Annotated in this window: 13 protein-coding genes and 4 pseudogenes; 10 read left to right on the plus strand and 7 right to left on the minus strand. The window is 59.7% G+C overall.

The features are described from left to right. Positions 1–95 precede the first annotated feature (95 nt). Positions 96–886: pseudogene (locus LQ231_RS20470) on the plus strand (integrase core domain-containing protein); the annotation flags it as partial. 133 nt (positions 887–1019) lie between these two features. Here the strand turns inward: LQ231_RS20470 and LQ231_RS20475 are convergent. After that, positions 1020–2450 carry an NAD-dependent succinate-semialdehyde dehydrogenase gene (locus LQ231_RS20475; protein WP_230173610.1) on the minus strand — a complete coding sequence of 477 codons (1431 nt, stop codon included), beginning with the start codon at positions 2448–2450 and terminating at the stop codon, positions 1020–1022. Between the two features lie 227 nt (positions 2451–2677). Here LQ231_RS20475 and LQ231_RS20480 point away from each other — a divergent pair. Continuing rightward, positions 2678–2884, plus strand: a pseudogene (locus tag LQ231_RS20480) (IS6 family transposase); the annotation flags it as partial. Positions 2885–2907: 23 nt separating this feature from the next. Here LQ231_RS20480 and LQ231_RS20485 read toward each other — a convergent pair. Next, a pseudogene (locus tag LQ231_RS20485) lies at positions 2908–4369 on the minus strand (hypothetical protein); the annotation flags it as partial. A gap of 239 nt (positions 4370–4608) precedes the next feature. Here LQ231_RS20485 and LQ231_RS20490 point away from each other — a divergent pair. Then, a complete protein-coding gene (locus LQ231_RS20490) occupies positions 4609–4923 on the plus strand; it encodes a helix-turn-helix domain-containing protein (protein WP_230173611.1) in 315 nt (104 codons plus the stop codon). After that, positions 4916–6169 carry a HipA domain-containing protein gene (locus LQ231_RS20495; RefSeq protein ID WP_230173612.1) on the plus strand — a complete coding sequence of 418 codons (1254 nt, stop codon included), beginning with the start codon at positions 4916–4918 and terminating at the stop codon, positions 6167–6169. The genes LQ231_RS20490 and LQ231_RS20495 overlap by 8 nt, the downstream gene beginning before the upstream one ends. A 286-nt stretch (positions 6170–6455) precedes the next feature. Here LQ231_RS20495 and LQ231_RS27315 read toward each other — a convergent pair. Together LQ231_RS27315 and LQ231_RS20500 are read right to left on the minus strand one after the other, a co-directional pair. Next, a pseudogene (locus LQ231_RS27315) lies at positions 6456–6602 on the minus strand (type II toxin-antitoxin system HipA family toxin); the annotation flags it as partial. A gap of 169 nt (positions 6603–6771) precedes the next feature. Beyond that, positions 6772–7824 carry a LacI family DNA-binding transcriptional regulator gene (locus LQ231_RS20500; RefSeq protein WP_230173613.1) on the minus strand — a complete coding sequence of 351 codons (1053 nt, stop codon included), beginning with the start codon at positions 7822–7824 and terminating at the stop codon, positions 6772–6774. A gap of 126 nt (positions 7825–7950) precedes the next feature. Here LQ231_RS20500 and LQ231_RS20505 point away from each other — a divergent pair, with 126 nt between their 5' ends. From LQ231_RS20505 to LQ231_RS20525, 5 genes are all read left to right on the plus strand, one after another. Continuing rightward, positions 7951–10272 (plus strand): alpha-L-rhamnosidase, encoded by a 2322-nt coding sequence (locus LQ231_RS20505; RefSeq protein ID WP_230173614.1) that lies wholly within the window; start codon positions 7951–7953, stop codon positions 10270–10272. Between the two features lie 42 nt (positions 10273–10314). Next, on the plus strand, positions 10315–11595 hold the full coding sequence (locus LQ231_RS20510) for an extracellular solute-binding protein (protein WP_230173615.1): 1281 nt from the start codon (positions 10315–10317) through the stop codon (positions 11593–11595). 68 nt (positions 11596–11663) lie between these two features. Beyond that, positions 11664–12542 (plus strand): sugar ABC transporter permease, encoded by an 879-nt coding sequence (locus tag LQ231_RS20515; protein ID WP_230173616.1) that lies wholly within the window; start codon positions 11664–11666, stop codon positions 12540–12542. Then, complete coding sequence (locus tag LQ231_RS20520; protein ID WP_230173617.1) at positions 12539–13366, plus strand: carbohydrate ABC transporter permease; 828 nt, start codon at positions 12539–12541, stop codon at positions 13364–13366. The genes LQ231_RS20515 and LQ231_RS20520 overlap by 4 nt, the downstream gene beginning before the upstream one ends. Positions 13367–13370: 4 nt before the next feature. After that, a complete protein-coding gene (locus LQ231_RS20525; RefSeq protein WP_230173618.1) occupies positions 13371–14354 on the plus strand; it encodes an ABC transporter ATP-binding protein in 984 nt (327 codons plus the stop codon). A gap of 248 nt (positions 14355–14602) precedes the next feature. Here the strand turns inward: LQ231_RS20525 and LQ231_RS20530 are convergent, their stop codons facing one another. The 3 genes from LQ231_RS20530 to LQ231_RS20540 form a co-directional block, all read right to left on the minus strand. Continuing rightward, a complete protein-coding gene (locus tag LQ231_RS20530; RefSeq protein ID WP_230173619.1) occupies positions 14603–15433 on the minus strand; it encodes an aldo/keto reductase in 831 nt (276 codons plus the stop codon). Between the two features lie 74 nt (positions 15434–15507). Beyond that, positions 15508–16389 (minus strand): NmrA family NAD(P)-binding protein, encoded by an 882-nt coding sequence (locus LQ231_RS20535; RefSeq protein ID WP_230173620.1) that lies wholly within the window; start codon positions 16387–16389, stop codon positions 15508–15510. A gap of 32 nt (positions 16390–16421) precedes the next feature. Then, entirely contained in the window at positions 16422–17705 is a 1284-nt protein-coding gene (locus LQ231_RS20540) for a serine hydrolase domain-containing protein (RefSeq protein WP_230173621.1), read from the minus strand. A 191-nt stretch (positions 17706–17896) separates the two neighbouring features. Here LQ231_RS20540 and LQ231_RS20545 point away from each other — a divergent pair, with 191 nt between their 5' ends. Next, complete coding sequence (locus LQ231_RS20545) at positions 17897–18796, plus strand: LysR family transcriptional regulator (RefSeq protein ID WP_230173622.1); 900 nt, start codon at positions 17897–17899, stop codon at positions 18794–18796. Positions 18797–18802: the final 6 nt, after the last annotated feature.

An 18802-nucleotide genomic window follows, 5' to 3' on the forward strand; every position in this document is an offset into this window, starting at 1 on the left:
TCATCCCCAGGCCTCGTTGTACAGCCTTGATACATACCTGACAGGTGTTCGGAGACATGCCTGGCACTTTTCGGATTATAATCCGGGAGGTTTTGATGGCTTGGCAGGCGAGGTCGGTTGTCGGCGAGCGTTTGGAATTCTGTCGGCTGGCGGGGCTTAGGGGGCGAATGTGTCGGCCCTTTGCGAGCGCTTCGGCATCAGCCGCCAGACGGGGTATGTCTGGCTGAAGCGGTTTGCCGCGGGCGAGGCGGTTGAGGATCGATCGCGTCGGCCGCATGGAGCCTATCCTGCGTCGCTATGGCCCGCCCATGGCCATCTATACCGACAACGGCAATCCGTGGGCACCGGCGTTCCCAACCAGTGGACAAGGCTGCGCGTCTGGCTGCTCAAGCTCGGGAGCGACCTTATCCATGCAAGGCCCTGTCACCCGCAGGGGCGCGGCAAGAACGAGCGCTTCCACCGCAGCCTCGAGGCCGAGGTGCTCAACTTCGCGGCCCTCTCCGGCCAGCCCCAGGCGCAAAGGGCATTTGATCGCTGGCGCGAGATCTACAATCACCACCGCCCGCATGAGGCGATCGGCATGGCGGTTCCGGCCAGTCGTTACAGCCCTCACCACGACCGTTTCCGAAACGCCTCCCGGAGCCCGTCTACGACAGCATCGAGATTGTCCGGCCCATTCGCACGACCAAGGGCTACATCGTCTTCAAGGCTCAGGCATGGCGCGAGCCCGGGCGTTCGAGGGCAAATGCCTGGCCATCCGCCCCCTTGATCGCGACGGCCTCTACGGCGTCTTCATCGGCGCAAGCAAGGTCGCCAAAATCGACCTCGAAAACCCGCCGTAACTGTCAGGCATGTCTCCGAACACCTGTCAGGGATGTCTCCGGGCTTTACACCTTGTCCCGGCGATGAGCTGGCATTAATGAAATCATACTCATGCAGATTCTCACGATAAGAACTGACACGGCGACAAAGAGATTTCGCTTGATCAGCAGCCAAGGCGCGCCCGTGACGTACTCCTGTTACTCGATCAGATGCGATACCGTCTTGACGATGGTGTAGTGGTAAAGGCCCTCGGCACCGCCTTCGCGTCCAAGGCCGCTCTCCTTGACCCCACCGAACGGTGTTTCCGCGCGTGACGCTTCAAGCGTGTTGATCGAGACATTGCCGGCGTCAATTCCGCTCATCAAACGCTCCACATTGGCGGCCGAACGGGTGAAGCCATAGGCCGCGAGACCGAAGGGCAGGGAATTGGCCTTTTCAATCGCCTCATCGATTGAGCGTACGGGATTTATCAGTGCTAGCGGACCGAACGGCTCTTCGCGCATGGCACGCGCGTCGTCGGATAGCTCGGCAATTGCGGTCGGCGCGAAGAAATAACCGCGGCCCTGGAGCCGCCCGCCACCGCAAAGCAGCTTGGCACCCCTGTCCTTTGCGTCGTCCACCAGCGCTTGCAGCGCCTCGATGCGACGGTCATTGGCAACAGGCCCCATCTGAGTATCGCTATCCATCCCGGCCCCGACACGGATCGACGTGGCTTTCCCAACAAAAGCCTTTGTAAAACGATCATAAATGCTTTCGTGTACGAAAAACCGGGTCGGGGAGGTGCATACCTGCCCGGAATTGCGATATTTGCGCGTTGCAGACGCTATACCGGCAGCGACCGGGTCTGCATCTTCGCAGACAATTACGGGAGCGTGGCCACCGAGTTCCATCAGCGCCGGCTTCATGTGTCGCGCCGCGATCTCGGTCAGGTGCTTCCCGACCGCCGTGGAACCGGTGAAGGCAATCATGCGGATCTGTTCGCGCGGGATCAGGAATTCGGAAATCTGCGCGGGATGGCCGAACACGAGATTCAGCACGCCCGCAGGCAGGCCGGCATCCTGAAAGGCCCGAGCAATGTGCACCACGCCGGTCGGGGTCTCTTCCGAAGCCTTCATGATGATCGAACACCCCGACGCGATTGCGCCGGCGATCTTGCGGGCCGGCTGGCTCATGGGGAAATTCCATGGCGAAAAGGCAGCCACGGTGCCAACGGGCTCATGCAACACGATGTAGCGGATGCTGGATTCACTGGGAATTACCCGGCCATAGAGGCGCACGCACTCTCCGGCGTCCCATTCGAAGAACTCGCAGCCGCGGATGACCTCGAGGCGAGCCTCGTTGATGGATTTTCCGTTTTCCAGCGTGATCGAACGGGCGATTTCCTCGCTTCGCCCCCGCAGCAACGCGGCGGCCTTCAGCAGCACTTCGGCACGCTTCCACGGCGAGGTCTTGCTCCAGATGCGGAAACCATCTGCTGCTGCGGTGAGCGCGTCTTCCAGGTCTTCCGGGCTTGCGACGGCGACTGTTCCGATGACGTTTTCATTGGCCGGATTTATCACGGGGAGGGTTTCACTGGTCTTTCTCCAGACGCCACCAATATAGAGTTGGACATCGTTGTTCGTCGTCATCCGGGCAAGTCTCCGCACACGAAGGAAATTTAAAGTTCGGGAGGTCAGTCAACCTCTTGCCTCAGGGATGCAATTCATTGGCCCATATGACAACGCACATAAATCAAATGAATTCATATCGATTTCCCATATATTCAATGCGCCGGGCTCGTCGCAAATTTTTGCGTTTTACGAACTGTTGACCAAGCATGGGGAGGTTCCGCTACTCAAAGTAGCGGAGCGTAACGATGATCCTGAATGCCATTGCCGAAAGGCTAAAGCGCCAATCGAAAGACGATTTCAAGGGGCGGCTGTTCGAAGCATGGCTGATCGTGCAGGCGGTGATTTGGTATTTGCGCTACCAGCTGTGCTATCGCAACCTGGAAGAAATGATCCAAGAGCGGGGCTTCGAAGTGGACCACAGCACGATCAACCGCTGGGTCCTTGCCTACGCACGTGTAGCGAACTCGATTTCCTAGGGTGCGATCAGCCCTTCGATAGGCCTGACATTTTTCAGAAGCTCCGGGTGCTGGCGGATCCAGCCCACCTCCGCCCGGGTGAGGGCCTGCGCAACCATCAGCATGTCTTCTTCCCACTTTGTGTAGAAGCCACGCCGCTGCTCGCGCCATTGCAGATAACAGTCCCAGACACCTGGGAAGACAAGTAGACCAAAGCTCACCTGACTGAGTGGCACGCCTCGACCTTTGATGATGCCGGACGGGGAGGCGGCCAGCGCGCCGAACATCAATCCGAGATGCTCGATCTTCTGAGAAGCGGTTTCTTCGCCCCATACCCCGTTGCGCTGCAATCCGATCGCCGTCAGCGTCGAGGTCTTGAACCGGATCAGATCGGCCATCTCCATCGCAAGACGCGGCGGGGCATCGACGACACCGGACAGCAGATCCGGATCGTCGAGCTCCTCGGCCATATGCTGGTTGGCATTGGCAGCAGATGCCAGCGTTCGCGGCGAAAGCGAACCGCCGCCATAGGTAACGCCAGGAAAGCGGATCGCATAGCGCTGCTTGCTGGCTGCCGCCTGGTAGCGGCGATATTCGGTCGAACCGGAGACAATCACCCGGCGCACCCAGTCGAGGATCTCCTCTCGCTTCGTGAATGGCAGGCTGCTGAAATCATCCGGCAGATGTAAAGAAATTCGCCGCCGCTCGGCCGGACTGATATCGCCAAGATCGTGACCGTAGACGGAGCGCGCCTGGTGCGGCAACTTCTTCTTGAAATACCCTTCCGGCAGTCGGTAACGCGTTTCGATCCGGCGCAGGATGTCGAAACTGACAACCGACCGCGGGACACGTTCGCCCTGGATCCAAGAGAGAAGCGTTTTGCTGTCGAAGGTCTCGGTCAAGCGAACCACCGCGCGGTAGAGCTGCCAGTAGCTGTCGCCAAACCGGCGCATATGTTAGATTAGCGCATCCTGAAAACTTGCTGGATCGTCGGTCGCCTCAAATAGCGGATCCGGGAATGTGCTGATCGGCTTTGGTGAAGGACCGCGTTGCGCAGATGTGTTCCGGACAAAAAACTCCGTCGGCCGCCGCGCGCAGCGGTTTTCTGGTCGAGGAAGTCGCCGCTGTCTTTTTGACCGCTTCAGCCTCACCTGTCAGGGCAGACGGCTTTGCTGGAGAAACGTCATCAGCGATTGGCGGCGCCTTCAGCCAACGGATGATCGCATCAAGGGCCGGCCGCAATTGCTTCCTGAGTTCAGCGGTCATGTCGTCTTCGATACCGCAGGCCTCTCCGATCGCAGTCCAGTCGAGATGGCCCTTCAGGATTGGCGGCCGTTTGCGGTAAATGATCAGGCTGGTCAGGTAAGGGCGGATATTCTCCAGCACCCGCTTCGAGGATATCGGTGCAATACGCACCTCGCAAAATTCCGAAATTTTTCGCTGAAAATGACGTGATGAAAGATCGTGTTTGGGCATGCTCATTCCGTTTCTCTCTGGCACCAGTGCCGAGGGCCAGCGGAAATAGGGTCGTGCCTTTAACAAAGCATGTAAGATGGGTACAACTCGCTGGCTCCGACACCACAATTCAGAAAACGGCATAAAAGATATATAAACGGATCATTTATTGATCAATGATCCGTTTATATGTCTTTTAGATTGACTGATCTTAGAATGTTTGAGATAGCTTGCCCTACTTCACGGAGAACGGTTGGGGAGGTCGGATGGCACGGTCTGCGTCAGAATCCTTGCTGGAAATCGGGCAGTTGCTGAAGGCTGCTCGAAAAGGCCGGCAATTGACCCAGGAGCAGGTTGCCGACATGGCGGGTATATCGCGTCCCCGCTATCGTGAGATAGAAGCCGGAAGCAGTGCTGCGCGTACGACAACCCTCATCAATATTGCTCGCGCTCTCGGACTTGAGTTAATGCTCATCCCACAGGCGATGGTGCCGGCCGTCGATGCGTTGCTGCGGCCGCATGACGATCTTGATGATCTCCCGGCGTTCATGGCTCATCCAGACGGGGATGAGAATGTCTGAAGTTTTATCTGATCCGAGATCCATCTCGTCGCTTGACGTGCTGCTGAACCATTTGAGGGTCGGCACGATCGTCAGGACGCCCGGCGATTTCACCGTCTTCAGTTTCGAGGATAACTATCGCGCAACCGGCGGCTTTCCTGTGTTCAGCCTGTCTTTTCGCGCAGCCACCGGAGGCTTGCGCAAGGATCCGAAACCTGTCGCCAGAGCGTTGCCAGCGTTCTTCGCCAATCTGCTCCCGGAAGACAAACTGCGCGAGGCGATGGAAAAACACCACGCGGGAAGTATTCGTGCAGGAAACGATTTCGACTTGCTCGTCGCGCTGGGTTCGGATCTGCCTGGCGCTGTCCGCGTCGAACCGAGTGACAGAACGATTGCGAGTCTCGACAAGCTGCCTGTTCCGAAGCCGAAGGCGCGGTTCTCGCTTGCCGGCGTCCAGATGAAGCTTTCGGTCATCAAAAATACGGGGAAGGGCGGCGGACTGACACTGCCGCTCGGTGATGACCAGGGATCCTACATCGCCAAGTTTCCATCGACCTCGTTTCCCGGGGTGTCGGAAAACGAATATGCCAATCTCGCATTAGCTGAAGCCATCGGCATGGAGGTTCCGGAACGCGAACTGGTCGAGCAATCGGAGTTCGAAGGTATCCCGGAGGAGTTCGAGACGCTGTCGGATGGGAAAGTGCTGCTCGTCAAACGCTTCGATCGCGAGGCAGGTGGCGACCGGATACATATCGAGGATTTCGCGCAGGTGTTCGGCGTCTATCCTTCGCGGAAATACGAAGGTGCCGCCTATCATGATATCGCGGCAGCCTTGAACGTTGCCGTATCGTCCGCGGCCGCACTCGAATTCGTGCGTCGGCTGGCTCTCGCTGCCATCACTGGGAACGGTGACATGCACTTGAAAAACTGGTCAGTGATTTATCGGGATAAGGGCGACAAACCTGGGCTTTCGCCGGTCTATGACGTACTCTCGACCATTCCCTATATCCCGGCAGACGCAATGGCTTTATCGCTTGCAGGCGAGCGCCCCTTCAAAGCGCTGAATGTGCACCGATGGAAAGCATTCGCCAATCGTGCGCGCCTGCCGGAGGCCGCCGTCCTGCAAGCTGCAACCGAAACTGTGGAGCGGGTGAACCAAGCCTGGTGGTCACTACCAGAGCGTGAGGTCGTTCCGCCAAGGGTGCTCGAGCGGATCGATGCGCACATCAAAATGATGACGCCAATCATCGGCATGCACACCAACTAGCGCTGTGGTTCAGCGGGTCGACGGTTCATGTCCGTTCAAGGCGATTGGTCGGACGCGCCGTATGTCTGCGCCATTCAGGAAAATCCGTCAGAACGATCTTCCCAAACAGCCCGCCAGCCTCCGTTCGACGATGGGCCTCCGATGTAGCCTCGAGCGGATACCCGCTCGCGCGATCGGCCGTTTACGATGAACGCGTATTGGTGGAGGCGGAACTCTTGGAGGTCGACGGCCGCGCCGGTGATCGGGCTGGCCGAGGACGGATCGAAACTGTGTAGGAAGGTTCTCGTCATAGGGCCAGCGCTCGCTGCAAATCATCGTGCTCGAATACACTGGCCATACGGTTGATTTCGGCTGACCGCGCACCGACCGCCTTTGCGGTCTCGCGCCACGTTGCGGTGGAGGTCGCGACTTCCTTAATAATCGCGCGAACCTGAAACTGGCGACTGTGGCTCCTAGGCTCAGCTGCGAAACTACTCAAATCATCGTTTCCTATCCCGTGAACTGCATGATTGTGGAATAGAAGGGCACCGGTTTGAGTCCTTTCAAGGCGACGGCTGCGCAATATTGCGGCCGGTGGATCACATCCTCATCAAGAGACTTATTCATAGTTTCAAGGTGCCGCCATTGAAGCTACTGCCTCTGGCGATGAATGACGGCGCACATACGAGCGCCGCAGGCGCCGTTCGGCCTTCGATGCGCGACAGCAGCGTTTCGGTAGCAAGTACGCCGAGCGCTCGGCCGGACTGATCGATGCTGGATAGGTTGATGAGACTCAAAGCGGCTACTGGGGAATTGTCATAACCAATGACGGCCAAATCTTCCGGCACACGGACTTCCATTTCTGCCGCAACGTTGAGCAGGGTAACTGCGTCGAGGTCGCTCCAACAGAAGACGGCCTCGGGACGATCGGGCCGGCGGAGAAAGGCGCGGATGCTGTCCTCCCTATCGGGCGAAAAGACTGGTACGCCGTGAACATCCAATTCTGCCGTGAGGCCTGCCGCTTCCATCGCCTGCCGATAACCGATCTCGCGCTGGCGAACGACGGAGACCTTGTGGCCTTCGCGAGAGCCTAGCGTCAGCATTGAGATCTTGCGGTAGCCGCGCTCGATAAATGCCTGCACCGCGAGCGCCGCGCCCTTTTGGTCGTCGCAGTTGACCGTGTCGAAATTCTTCGCTGTCGGATCGTGATAACCCACGGCGACAATCGGGATCTGTTCGGCAAACCGCGAGATGATCTCGGAGGGTAGGCGGGGCGCGACCATGATCAGTCCGTCCATCTTGTAGTCGATCATTGATTCGATCAGCGTTGTCTCGAGATGCGTCTTGGCTTCGCCGACACCAATCATGGCCCGGTAGTGGGACGGAGCGAGCACGCCGTTCACGCCGTCGATCACCTCCGGCAGGAAAGGGTTGCGGATATCCACAAGCAGGAGGCCGATGGTAAAGGTGCTGCCGCGCAGGCCTCGGGCCGTGCGGGACGGGCGGTAGTTGAGGGTGTCGATCGAGGCCTCGACGCGTCCACGCAGCGATTCGCTAACGCCATAGGCATTGCGCAGGACCTTGGAGACGGCGGCGACGGAGACGCCTGCGTGAGCCGCGACCGTCCGGATGGTGACACGCTCTCTGGTCGCGGTACTCTCGCCAGTTTCAGACATTTTTTTCCTCGTATTCTCAACTGTTTCGCCACCATGGCAGATGCTGTGAAAAATTTCTATTGCACCTGGCTAAAAAATGTAGAACGTTATACATAGAACGTTCTACACGACGTTAGGGAGGACTTCATGAACATGTACGCGACCGCCAGCCGCAAGGGGCTGACGCAGCGCAACTGGGCTGCGGATATGATCGCGCCGTTGGCAGATGAGGGCGTCGGTCGTCCCGCAAGTTTCGTTTCGAAGGTGTTTGTGCTGGAGACCGTTCTGGCCGCCGTCGATCTCTTCATTTCCGCGCAGGGGCTTTATCGCTGCTTCATTAACGGCAAGCGCGTCGGCGAAGACCTTTTGACGCCGGGCTGGACCAATTACGACCACCGCATGGCGTATCAGCGCTATGATGTTGCGCCGCTTCTGATTGCTGGTGAAAACCGCATCGAGATCTGGCTGGCGGATGGCTGGTATCGTTCGCCGATCATGTGGGGCGAAAACGCCATTCCCAATTGCTGGGGCGACCGGATCGCTGCGATTGCCGAACTGGTGGCCGGTGGCCGCACGCTGCTTTCGACCGATGCAAGCTGGAAGAGTGGCGCCCTGCCGGTCGTGAAGTCTGGCATCTATTTCGGCGAGATATTTGACGCAAGGATTGAGCTTGTAGAGATGCATGGCGCTGAAGCCATCGCCTTTGACAAGGCTTTGCTCGTTGCTCATGAGACGACGCCGGTGCGCGAGCTTTCGGCGCTTGCTCCAGTCGAACAGTGGCGCGATGCCGAGGGACGTCTGGTCTATGATTTCGGCCAGAATGTTGGCGGCTATGTGCGCTACACGGTGCGGGGGAAAGCGGGTGCGCAGGTGTGTGTCGAGCATTCGGAAGTGCTCGGCCCCGATCGTTTTTTCGACAATCGCAACTATCGCACGGCCGTTGCTGAAACGCGCTACACCCTTGCAGGCGAGGGGGATGAGACCTATGCGCCTTACTTCACCTTCCAGGGCTATCGCTATGCCCGCGTGACGGTCACCGGCGAGGCTGAGATCGTTTCGATCGCCTCCGTGCCGATCACTTCGGTCGCAGAGATCAAGGGCGGTTTCGAAAGCGGCTCCGGCCTCGTAAACCGGCTGGTGCTCAACACGGTCTGGTCGCAGCGCGGCAACTTCATCGAGGTGCCGACGGATTGCCCGCAGCGCGACGAGCGGCTTGGCTGGACGGGGGACGCGCAGGTCTTCGCACCGACAGCCTGCTGGCTGGCCGATAGCGAGGATTTCCTGCGCAAGTATCTGCGCGACGTGATGGCCGATCAGCGGCCGGATGGGGCGATCCCGCATGTGTCGCCGGACCCGACACGGCTGCATCCCGAGCATTTTCCGGGCTATGCCGGCTCCACCGGCTGGGGCGATGCCATCGTCATTATCCCCTGGGTTCTCTACACCCATTATGGTGATCGTGCTGCGCTCGACGAGTGCTTCGATGCCATGGTGCGCTGGGTGGACTTCCTCTGGTCGATCTCCGACAGTCCGATCGTGCGCCCACCGCCGCATTGGGGTGATCGTGGCTTTACATTCGGTGACTGGCTTCAGCCGGTGGGCGACAATCGCAAGCCGCGGCCGACCATTGCCGACGATTGCGCGGCAACTCTTTATCACTTCATTTCGACGGACCTTCTGGCGCGCATCGCCGGAGTGCTGGGCCGTGACGATCTACGCAAGGCGATGGAGGGCCGTGCAGGGGATATCCGCAAGGCCTTTGCTTTCGAGTTCATCTCGCCTTCGGGCCGCCTTGCCCATAACGACCAGACATCCTATGCACTAGCTTTCCTGCACGATCTGATCCCGGCAGCGCATTTCGAGGCAGCGAAAAGCCACTTCCGTCGTGTTGTCGAGGACGCGGACTACAAGATCGGGACCGGCTTTATCGGTACGCCCGCTCTCCTGCCGTCACTGACCAAGCTTGGCATGGACGATCTGGCCGAGAAGGTGTTTCTGCAGGAAGAAGTGCCGGGCTGGCTTTATCAGGTCAAGCAGGGCGCGACGACGATCTGGGAGCGCTGGGATTCCATGGCGCCGGACGGGACGATCTACGAGCCCGACATGAACAGCTACAACCACTATTCCTATGGAGCCGTGTGCCAATGGCTGTTTGAAAGCGTGGCCGGCATTTCACCCGATCCTGATCACCCGGGCTTTGCCCGTGTAAACATCTCGCCGATAGCACTCGAAAAGCTCAATCCTGTTTCGGCCTGGCATGAGGTCGCCAAGGGGCGAATCGAAGCTTCCTGGACGATTGCCGATGGCAAGGTCGAGTACAGCGTCAGCCTTCCTGAAGGCTGCGAGGGATTGTTCGTGCCGACGGCGCGGCACGTCAATCCGGTGCTGGATGGCAGGCCCGTTACCGGCGATACCTTGATGGCGGCGGGTCGTCATCTGGTCACTTTCGAAAGTCCAAAAAGCAACTAGTGCATTCCATCGTGTCGTCTTACTGTTCGGAGGAGGAACATCATGACATTGCGTACGAAGACAAGACTGACGGCTGTAGCTGCCCTGACCTCGCTTTTGCTGTCGGGCACTGCCTTTGCCGATACCACGCTGACCTTTCTGGTCGACAACAGCCCGGACTCGGTCGCGGCTGCCGAAGCGCTCGCCGCGGCCTATTCACAGAAGAATACAGAGGTGACCGTCGAGGTCGAGCAGCGTCCGGGAGGGGGCGAGGGCGACAACATCGTCAAGACACGGCTTGCCACCGGCGAGATGACGGATGTCTTCCTCTACAATTCCGGCTCGCTGCTGCAGGCCCTGAAGCCGGAAAGCTCGCTCATGGATCTGAGTGATTTGCCGTCGCAGGCGAAGGTCGCCGATAGCTTCAAATCGGTGGTTTCGGCAGACAGCAAGGTTTACGGCGTGCCCTACGGCACCACCATGGCCGGCGGTATCTTCTACAATAAGAAGATCTATTCCGAGCTTGGCCTAACGCCGCCAAAGACCTGGGCAGAGTTCATGGCCAACAACGAAAAGGTCAAGGCGGCCGGCAAGGTTGCCGTCGCCCAGACCTATCGCGATACCTGGACCTCGCAGCTCTTCGTGCTGGCCGACTATTACAATCTGCAGGCACAGGCGCCGAACTTTGCGGCCGATTACACCGCCAACAAGGCGAAATATGCAACGACGCCGGCTGCTGTTAAAGGCTTCGAGCGTCTGCAAGAGGTGCATGACAAGGGCCTGCTGAACGAGGATTTTGGCGCAGGCACCTATGACGACGGACTGCGCATGGTGGCAACCGGAGAGGCCGCTCACTACCCGATGCTGTCGTTTGCCATCGGCGTGCTGAAGCAGAACTATCCCGATGAAATGGCGGATGTCGGCTTCTTCGCCCAGCCCGGTGATGACGCGGGCAACAACGGCCTGACGGTCTGGATGCCGCCGGCGATCTATATTCCCAAGGCCACGGCGCATACGGAAGAGGCGAAGAAGTTCGCCGATTTTATCGGCGGCGTTGATGGCTGCAAGGCGATGATGGCCGTCAATACCGTGCAGGGGCCGTCACTAATCGACGGTTGCGACCTGCCAGCGGACGTACCTACCGCCATCACCGACATGCTGCCTTACTTCAAGGATGGCAGGACGGCACCGGCACTGGAATTCCTGTCGCCGATCAAGGGGCCGGCGCTGGAGCAGATCACCGTCGAAGTCGGCTCCGGCATGCGCCCCGCTGCTGAAGCGGCTGCGCTCTATGATGAGGATGTGCGCAAGCAGGCTAAGCAGCTCGGCATTCCGAACTGGTGAGCTAGTCACTCGAATGAACAAGCCGCCCGCGAGAGCGGGCGGTCCCCCATGCCGTGGAAGGAGGACCCATGGTCGAGGCCATCATACCGAAACGCAAATTGCCTTATCCGCTCTGGTTCTTTTTACCGGCGGCGGTGATCTATGGCGTGTTTTTCCTTCTCCCGACGGCCACGTCCTTCTGGTATAGCCTGACGCGCTGGGACCTGATGACGGCCGAGTTCATCGGGCTTGAGAATTTCCGCCAGTTCTTCTCCGAGCCGTTTCTGGTGCAGGGGCTGATCAACACGCTGATCTATGCCGCCATGACCTCCGGCTTGAAGACTGTCTTCGGCCTGTTACTTGCCGTGCTACTCACCAGCAATCTGATCGCTCGCGGTTTTTTGCGCACCGTGGTGTTCTTTCCCGTTCTGGTCTCGACCATCGGTATCGGCATCACCTTTACAGTGATGATGCATCCGACCCGCGGCATCATCAATGTGGCGCTGGAAGCGATCGGAATAGATGGGCCCGGCTGGCTCACCGATCCCGCTTTGGCGCTGTTTTCCGTGGCGCTTGTCGATCTCTGGAAGGGCGTCGGGTTGGCAACGCTGATCTTCATTGCAGGCCTTGCCGCAATCAGCCCCGATTACTACGAGGCCTCGCGCATCGATGGGGCGACAAGGATGCAGCAGTTCCAACGTATCACGCTGCCGCTGGTGCAACCCGCGACAATAACCGTAGTCACGCTGTCGTTGATCGGGGGGCTGCGCTCCTTCGACCTGATCTGGGCGATGACGCGCGGTGGGCCGGGTTTCTCCTCCGATGTCGTCGCCTCAGTCATCTACAAGCAGTACCAGGCCGGGTTCTACGGGCTTTCGACGGCGGGCAACGTCATTCTGTTTGCGCTAATCGCGGTGATCATGGTGCCACTGACAGTGATGTTCAATCGCCGGGAGATCGACCAATGAGGCGCGCCCGTCCAATCGTTGTCGGCGGTATTTCGCTTGCCGTCGCCGCCGTCATCTTCATCGTGCCTTTCGTGTTCATCGCTTTGCAGGCGGTCAAGTCGCGCTCCGAGGCATCACGGCTGAACTTCCTCTTGCCCAAGGAATGGCTGCTCTGGGACAATCTCGTCGCCGTCGTCGAGGCCCGCAATTACCAACTGCTGCTCGCATACTTCAACTCGACCATCATCACTGTGTTCTCCGTGACCATCCTTGTCGTGCTTTCGGCGATGGTTGGCTATGTGATGCAGAGGCGCCGATCCCGTTGGAATGGCGTGGCGCAGACGGCGTTGCTGATCGGACTGATGATGCCGCCGGCCGTTGTGCCGACCATCGGGCTGCTGCAGTCGATCGGTCTGTTCAAGACCATGACCGGCATGGTGCTGATCCAGGTCGCGTACAATCTCTCCTTCTCTACGCTGCTCTATCGTTCGTTCATCGGCACCATTCCGCGCGATCTTGATGAAGCCGCGCTGATCGATGGCGCAAAGCCGTGGCAGATTTTCTTCCGGGTGGTGATGCCGCTTCTGAAGCCGGTGACGGTGACCAACATCGTCGTGCAGTCGATTGCCATCTTCAACGATTTCACCAACCCGCTCTACTACCTGCCGGGCAAGGAAAACGTGACGGTGCAGCTGACGCTCTATAATTTCCAGAGCATGTACACCAGCCAGTACAATCTGCTGTTCATGAACATCCTCCTCGTGACGATCCCGCCGCTCATCGTTTTCATCTTCTTCAATCGACAGATCGTTGCCGGCATGACCGCCGGTGGTGTGAAAGGCTAAGTGCATGTCAAGCGTTCAACTGAAAGACATCCGCAAGAGTTTTGGCGCGCTGGAGATCATCAAGGGCATCGATCTTGATATTCAGCCCGGCGAATTCGTGGTCTTTGTCGGCCCTTCTGGCTGTGGTAAGTCGACATTGCTGCGCATGATCGCGGGGCTGGAGGATGTGACCTCCGGTGCGTTGACGATCGGTGGCAAGGATGTGACCTATACGGACCCGTCCAAGCGCGGCATTGCCATGGTGTTCCAATCATACGCACTTTATCCGCATATGACCGTGGCGGAGAATATCGGGTTTGGACTGTCACTTGCCGGGCGTCCCAAGGCGGAGATCGAAGCGAAGGTAAAGGAGGCAGCGGGGTCGTTGCAACTGACCCATTTGCTCGATCGCAAACCCAAGGCGCTTTCCGGCGGCCAGCGCCAGCGTGTCGCCATCGGCCGCGCCATCGTGCGTAACCCACAAGTCTTCCTGTTTGACGAACCGCTTTCGAACCTCGACGCTTCGCTGCGCTCGCAGATGCGGCTCGAGATCACTGACCTGCACAAGAAGCTCGGGGCAACGATGATCTATGTGACCCACGATCAGGTTGAAGCCATGACCATGGCCGACAAGATTGTCGTCCTGAATGGCGGCCGCATCGAGCAGCTCGGAAGCCCGATGGACCTCTACAACAAGCCGGCGACGCCTTTCGTCGCCGGTTTCATAGGCAGCCCCAAGATGAACCTCTATACGGGAGCGGCGGCAGAAGGGCTGGGCTGCAAGACCTATGGCATCCGGCCGGAACACCTGACGATCTCTTCAGACAGCGGCCGCTGGAGCGGCAGGATACGTCATGTCGAGCGGCTTGGCGCCGATGCGCTGGTCTATTTCAAGGTCGAAGGGCTTGGAGACATGGTGGCTCGCACGCCTGGCAGTGTGAATTTCCGACCGGGAGAGACCGTTTGGGCGACGCCAACACCCGCCGCTGAACACCGTTTCGATAGCTGATGTCATGCCGCGCTTAGTCCCCTGCTACTTTGACTACAAGCTGCGCAGCTTGCCATTGGTTCGAGTTCTTTCAAGGCGATGTTGTCGGTTGGGTATTGTGCTCGATGAACACGGAGACCCATGCTCGACGACGCATTCGCGCCGATATTTCGGTCATTCCACCAATAGCTTTGGCTCCAACATGCGGACGTTGCTTGGCCAAATCGAGGGGTATCCTCGAACCTATCGCGAAATTAAAGACCTGCATTTCAGAGCGTTGCAGCCTCCCAGTCTGGAGCAAAAGGCGGGTCAACGTAGCGTAGGTCTTTCGGCAGAGCTGCGATAGCCGCGCGGTCCTCGTCGTCGAGGTGAATGTTGAGCGCATCGAGGTTAGCTCGCTGGCTCGAGGGGCGAGCGGCTTTGGGAATAGCGATGACGTTTTCCTGATCCAGAAGCCAGGCAATGGCGATCTGGGCTGCGGTGGCGCTGTGCTTCTCGCCGATCCTGGCGAGAACGGGATCCTTTGCCGCCCGGCCTTGCGCAAGCGGCGCATAGGCGGTCATCGCAATTCCCTTGCGGCGAAGGTAATCCAGCATCGGCGTCTGCGACAGGAACGGATGGTATTCCACTTGATGAACAGCGATGGGCGCGCCGATATCCTCGATCGCGTGCCGGATCATGGGCAGGTTGAAGTTGCAGACGCCGATGGCCCGCGCCAGTCCTTCCTCCTTCAGTTTGGTGATCGCGTCCAGCGTCGCGCTCATGTTCATGTTTCCCGATGGCCAATGGACGAGGAAGAGATCGATATGGTCGAGGCGAAGCTTACCAAGGCTCGTGTCGAAGGACCGTCGCAGGGCATCGGGGGAGAGCTTGTCGTGCCAGACCTTGGTGGTGACGAAGAGGTCAGCGCGGTTTATGCCGGAGGCCGCGAGCGCCGCGCCGACGGCGGCTTCATTGTCGTACATGGCGGCGGTATCGATGTGGCGAAAGCCAAGTTCAAGCCCGCTTTCGACCACCGGTCGGGCGGCATCGCCCGGCATCCGGAAAGTCCCCAGTCCGAGCCGGGGGATGGCGACACCGTGGGTTTCAATCGTTTCCATGATCTTTCCTTTCGAGTTGCGAGGGACGCGGCGGCAGAGGCAGACGCCATCCACCGCCTGTTCTCCCGGCGGGCTCAGGCGGTCTCGCTTGCCGCCGCCTGCCGGACCAGCGCTTCGATCACCTGCTCAAGTGACGTCGTGCCCCTGACACGGTGTCCGCCGTCGGCCTTGAAGTCGATCCAGCCTTCGTTGAAGCCGTCGAGCATACGCATGCGCGGCTGTGGGTGACGCGTCCCCTGGGCACGGAACAGGTCCTCCCAGCTTGCCCGCGGGACGATCTCCACCCGCACCGGATGCCCGAGCACCGACGCGAAGGCATTGGCGAGATCGTTGGGCGAGACCCGTGCCGGGCCTTCCAGTTCCACGACCCGCGTGCCGATCCATTGCTCGCGGATCAGATCTGCGGCAAGCCGGCCGATATCTTGCGTCGCGACCATGGCGAACGTCTTGTCGGCGGGCTGTAGGAAGCTGTGCAGCACGCCTTCGTCGCGAGCCGAGGCCACGTCCCAGGCGGCATTTTCCATGAACCAGCCGGGCCGCAGGAAGGTGACGGGAAGATCGAGTTCGCCGAGGGCTTCTTCCAGCATGGTCCGCTGGCTCAACAGATTGTCGACTTCCGCGTCGGCGCCGATGGTGGAGAGGCAGACCACCCTTTCGGGGCGGGCGGCAAGGAGAGCGGTCGTCAGCACCTCATTCTGCTTTGCCGCTTCCGGATAGCCGGGCGCCGGATCGAATTCCGACGGCGGCAGAATGAAGACGCCCTTGGCGCCCTTGAACGCGACGCTGAGCTGCGTCGCGTCGCCCATGTCGGCAAAGGCGATTTCGCAACCGCGCTGGCGCCAGCTTTCCGCCTTGGCGGGATCGCGCAGCACCGCACGGACCGGTTCTCCGGCTTCGATCAGGGCTTTCGCCAGCGCGCCGCCGACCTTGCCGGTAATTCCTGTAATCGCATACATGATAGTCTCCTGGTGTTGAGGTCGGGAATGGATCAGGCGAGGCCGTCGTAGAGGCGGCGCTCGAATGTGCCGTAGAGCTTCACGACCTTTTCGTCGTAGAAAGGCAGAAGCTGGGTGAAGATGGCGCCGGTCACCTGCCGGACCGGGTCGAGCCAGAAATAGCAGTTGAGCAGGCCAGCCCAGGAAATGCTGCCCGCCGACCGGCCGTTCGGACCGGGCAGCGTGTTGATGTCGAACGAGTATCCCCACTTGTGCGGCTCACCGGGAAACTGGTCGAAGCTGCGCGAATAACCGGGTTGGGCCGTCGTCATGGCGCGCACGTCGAGGTCGCCGATCTGGTTGCGCCTCATCGAGGCGACCGTTTCCGGCTTCAGCACCCGCACGCCCTTATGGGAGCCGTCGTTCAGCAGCATCCGCAGGAAGGCCATGTAGTCGCGTGGCGTGCTGAAGGCGCCGCCGCCGCCCATGAAGAATTCCGGCCGTTGTGGCATTTCAAAGGGCGCGGGTGTCAGTCCTCCGTCCGCGTTCCGGTTGTGGAAGGTGGCGACCCTGCCCTTCTGCTTGCTGCCGATCAGGAAGCCTGAATCCGTCATCCCGAGCGGGGCAAAGATGTTCTCGCGGAAATAGACCTCCAGCGACTGGTCGCTGACCGCTTCCACCAGCTTTCCGACCCAGTCCATGCTGATGCCGTATTGCCAGCGATCGCCGGGATCGAATTCGAGCGGTGCTAGGAAAGCACCGGTTTTGCAGGTCGCTATGTCCGGCATTCCTGTGACCTGTTCGTAGCGGGTCAGCGCATCGCTCCAGATTGAATAGGTATAGCCGGAGGTGTGGGTGAGCAGGTGACGCACCTTGATGGCACGCTTGGCCGGGCGCAGGCGTGGCTGGCCGTCGCCGTCGAAACCCTCCAGCACCATCGGATTGGCGAGCTCCGGCAGATATTTCGCCGCATCGTCCTCGGGATCGATCCTGCCTTGCTCGATGAGTTGCATGCAGGCCGTGGCGGTGAAGGCCTTCGTCATCGACAACAGCCAGAAAACCGTATCGGCGCGCATTATCGCTCCGGTCACTGTATTGGCCTTTCCGAAGGTCCCTTCGTAGATCATGCCGTCCGGTCCCGCGGCTGTGGCAACGACTCCTGCCACGGTTCCGTCGCGAACGGCCTGCTTCATCGCCATGTCGATCTTTTTGAACTTTCCGGACCGCGCTTGCGGTTTGGCTGCCAGCGCATGAACCGGCGTATTCGCAGCGGCTGTGCCGGCTGCCAGCAAGAGGCCGCCGCGCGCCAACAGGCTTCTGCGTGAGATCGCATTCATCGATGAAGTCCTTCTCTGCAAGGCCGGAGATTTCCACGGTTCCGGCATGCCGCTGGCGCCGTCCGGGCGCTGAGGAACTATTTACGGGACGAAGAAAGATGATTCACGCGCATTAAAATCAAAGATAAGATGACTTCAAATCATCATGGAGAGACGGTCGGCGAAGTCTGACCTTGCGGCGGAGAGGGTGCATGAGTTTCGACACGCGGCTGCTGACCGGGGTCGGCGTTTTCGGGGCAGTGATCGAGGCGGGCAATTTTGTGCGGGCCGCGGATGTTCTCGGCCTCACGCCATCGGGGGTCAGTCGTGCGGTAGCACGGCTCGAACAACGCGTCGGGGTCAGATTGTTCGACCGCAATCCGCGTGAGGTTACGCTGACGGAAGAGGGCGCCCGCTTCCATGCCAGGATAATGCCGTTGCTGGCCGGGCTGGAGGAAGCGGCCTCCGAAGCCGCCGGTTCTGCGGCATTCGTCGGCGGGCGGCTCAGGGTTTCGATCGATCCCTGGTTCGCGCGCATGGTGCTGGCACCGAGGATCGGTGAATTTCTGGCGCGCTATCCCGGCCTGACGCTCGATCTGACCACCAGCAACTATCGCGAAGAGATGATGAGCGGCGCGGATGTCGCCGTGCGGTTCGGTCCGCCGGACGAATCCTCGCTGATCGCGCGCAAACTGCTTGACGTACCGGTGCTGACCTGTGCTGCCCCAGCCTATCTCGACCGTCACGGCGTTCCAGCCACGCCCCACGACCTGATGCACCACGATTGCATTCTCTTTCGCGACCCGCAGACCGGGCGGCCGTTCACCTGGGAATTCCAGGGGGATAACGGTGCCATCGAGATCAAGGTGGCAGGGCGGTTGGTCATGGACGATCCCTCCGCTGCCGTCGCGGCCTGTCTCGCTGGGCAAGGCCTATTCCAGAGCTTTGCCATCGGTCTCGACGAATGGCTTGAGAGCGGGGCGCTGACGACGATCCTGACGGAATGGTCCGGCGAGCAATTTCCGCTTTACGCCTATCATCCGTCACGCCACATGCCGCCGGCCAAGGTGCGGGCTTTTCTGGATTTTGTTCAACGAATCGCGGTGACGTAGCGCGGG

Source organism: Rhizobium sp. CECT 9324, from assembly GCF_918741265.1.
Taxonomy (GTDB): domain Bacteria; phylum Pseudomonadota; class Alphaproteobacteria; order Rhizobiales; family Rhizobiaceae; genus Allorhizobium.

Excerpts from the sequence above, each read along its gene's own strand:
- LQ231_RS20525 (WP_230173618.1), top strand. The coding sequence starts at position 13,371 with ATGTCAAGCGTTCAACTGAAAGACATCCGCAAGAGTTTTGGCGCGCTG.
- LQ231_RS20510 (WP_230173615.1), top strand. The coding sequence starts at position 10,315 with ATGACATTGCGTACGAAGACAAGACTGACGGCTGTAGCTGCCCTGACC.
- LQ231_RS20535 (WP_230173620.1), bottom strand. The coding sequence starts at position 16,389 with ATGTATGCGATTACAGGAATTACCGGCAAGGTCGGCGGCGCGCTGGCG.
- LQ231_RS20520 (WP_230173617.1), top strand. The coding sequence starts at position 12,539 with ATGAGGCGCGCCCGTCCAATCGTTGTCGGCGGTATTTCGCTTGCCGTC.
- LQ231_RS20545 (WP_230173622.1), top strand. The coding sequence starts at position 17,897 with ATGAGTTTCGACACGCGGCTGCTGACCGGGGTCGGCGTTTTCGGGGCA.
- LQ231_RS20500 (WP_230173613.1), bottom strand. The coding sequence starts at position 7,824 with ATGTCTGAAACTGGCGAGAGTACCGCGACCAGAGAGCGTGTCACCATC.
- LQ231_RS20490 (WP_230173611.1), top strand. The coding sequence starts at position 4,609 with ATGGCACGGTCTGCGTCAGAATCCTTGCTGGAAATCGGGCAGTTGCTG.
- LQ231_RS20530 (WP_230173619.1), bottom strand. The coding sequence starts at position 15,433 with ATGGAAACGATTGAAACCCACGGTGTCGCCATCCCCCGGCTCGGACTG.
- LQ231_RS20495 (WP_230173612.1), top strand. The coding sequence starts at position 4,916 with ATGTCTGAAGTTTTATCTGATCCGAGATCCATCTCGTCGCTTGACGTG.
- LQ231_RS20540 (WP_230173621.1), bottom strand. The coding sequence starts at position 17,705 with ATGAATGCGATCTCACGCAGAAGCCTGTTGGCGCGCGGCGGCCTCTTG.
- LQ231_RS20475 (WP_230173610.1), bottom strand. The coding sequence starts at position 2,450 with ATGACGACGAACAACGATGTCCAACTCTATATTGGTGGCGTCTGGAGA.
- LQ231_RS20515 (WP_230173616.1), top strand. The coding sequence starts at position 11,664 with ATGGTCGAGGCCATCATACCGAAACGCAAATTGCCTTATCCGCTCTGG.
- LQ231_RS20505 (WP_230173614.1), top strand. The coding sequence starts at position 7,951 with ATGAACATGTACGCGACCGCCAGCCGCAAGGGGCTGACGCAGCGCAAC.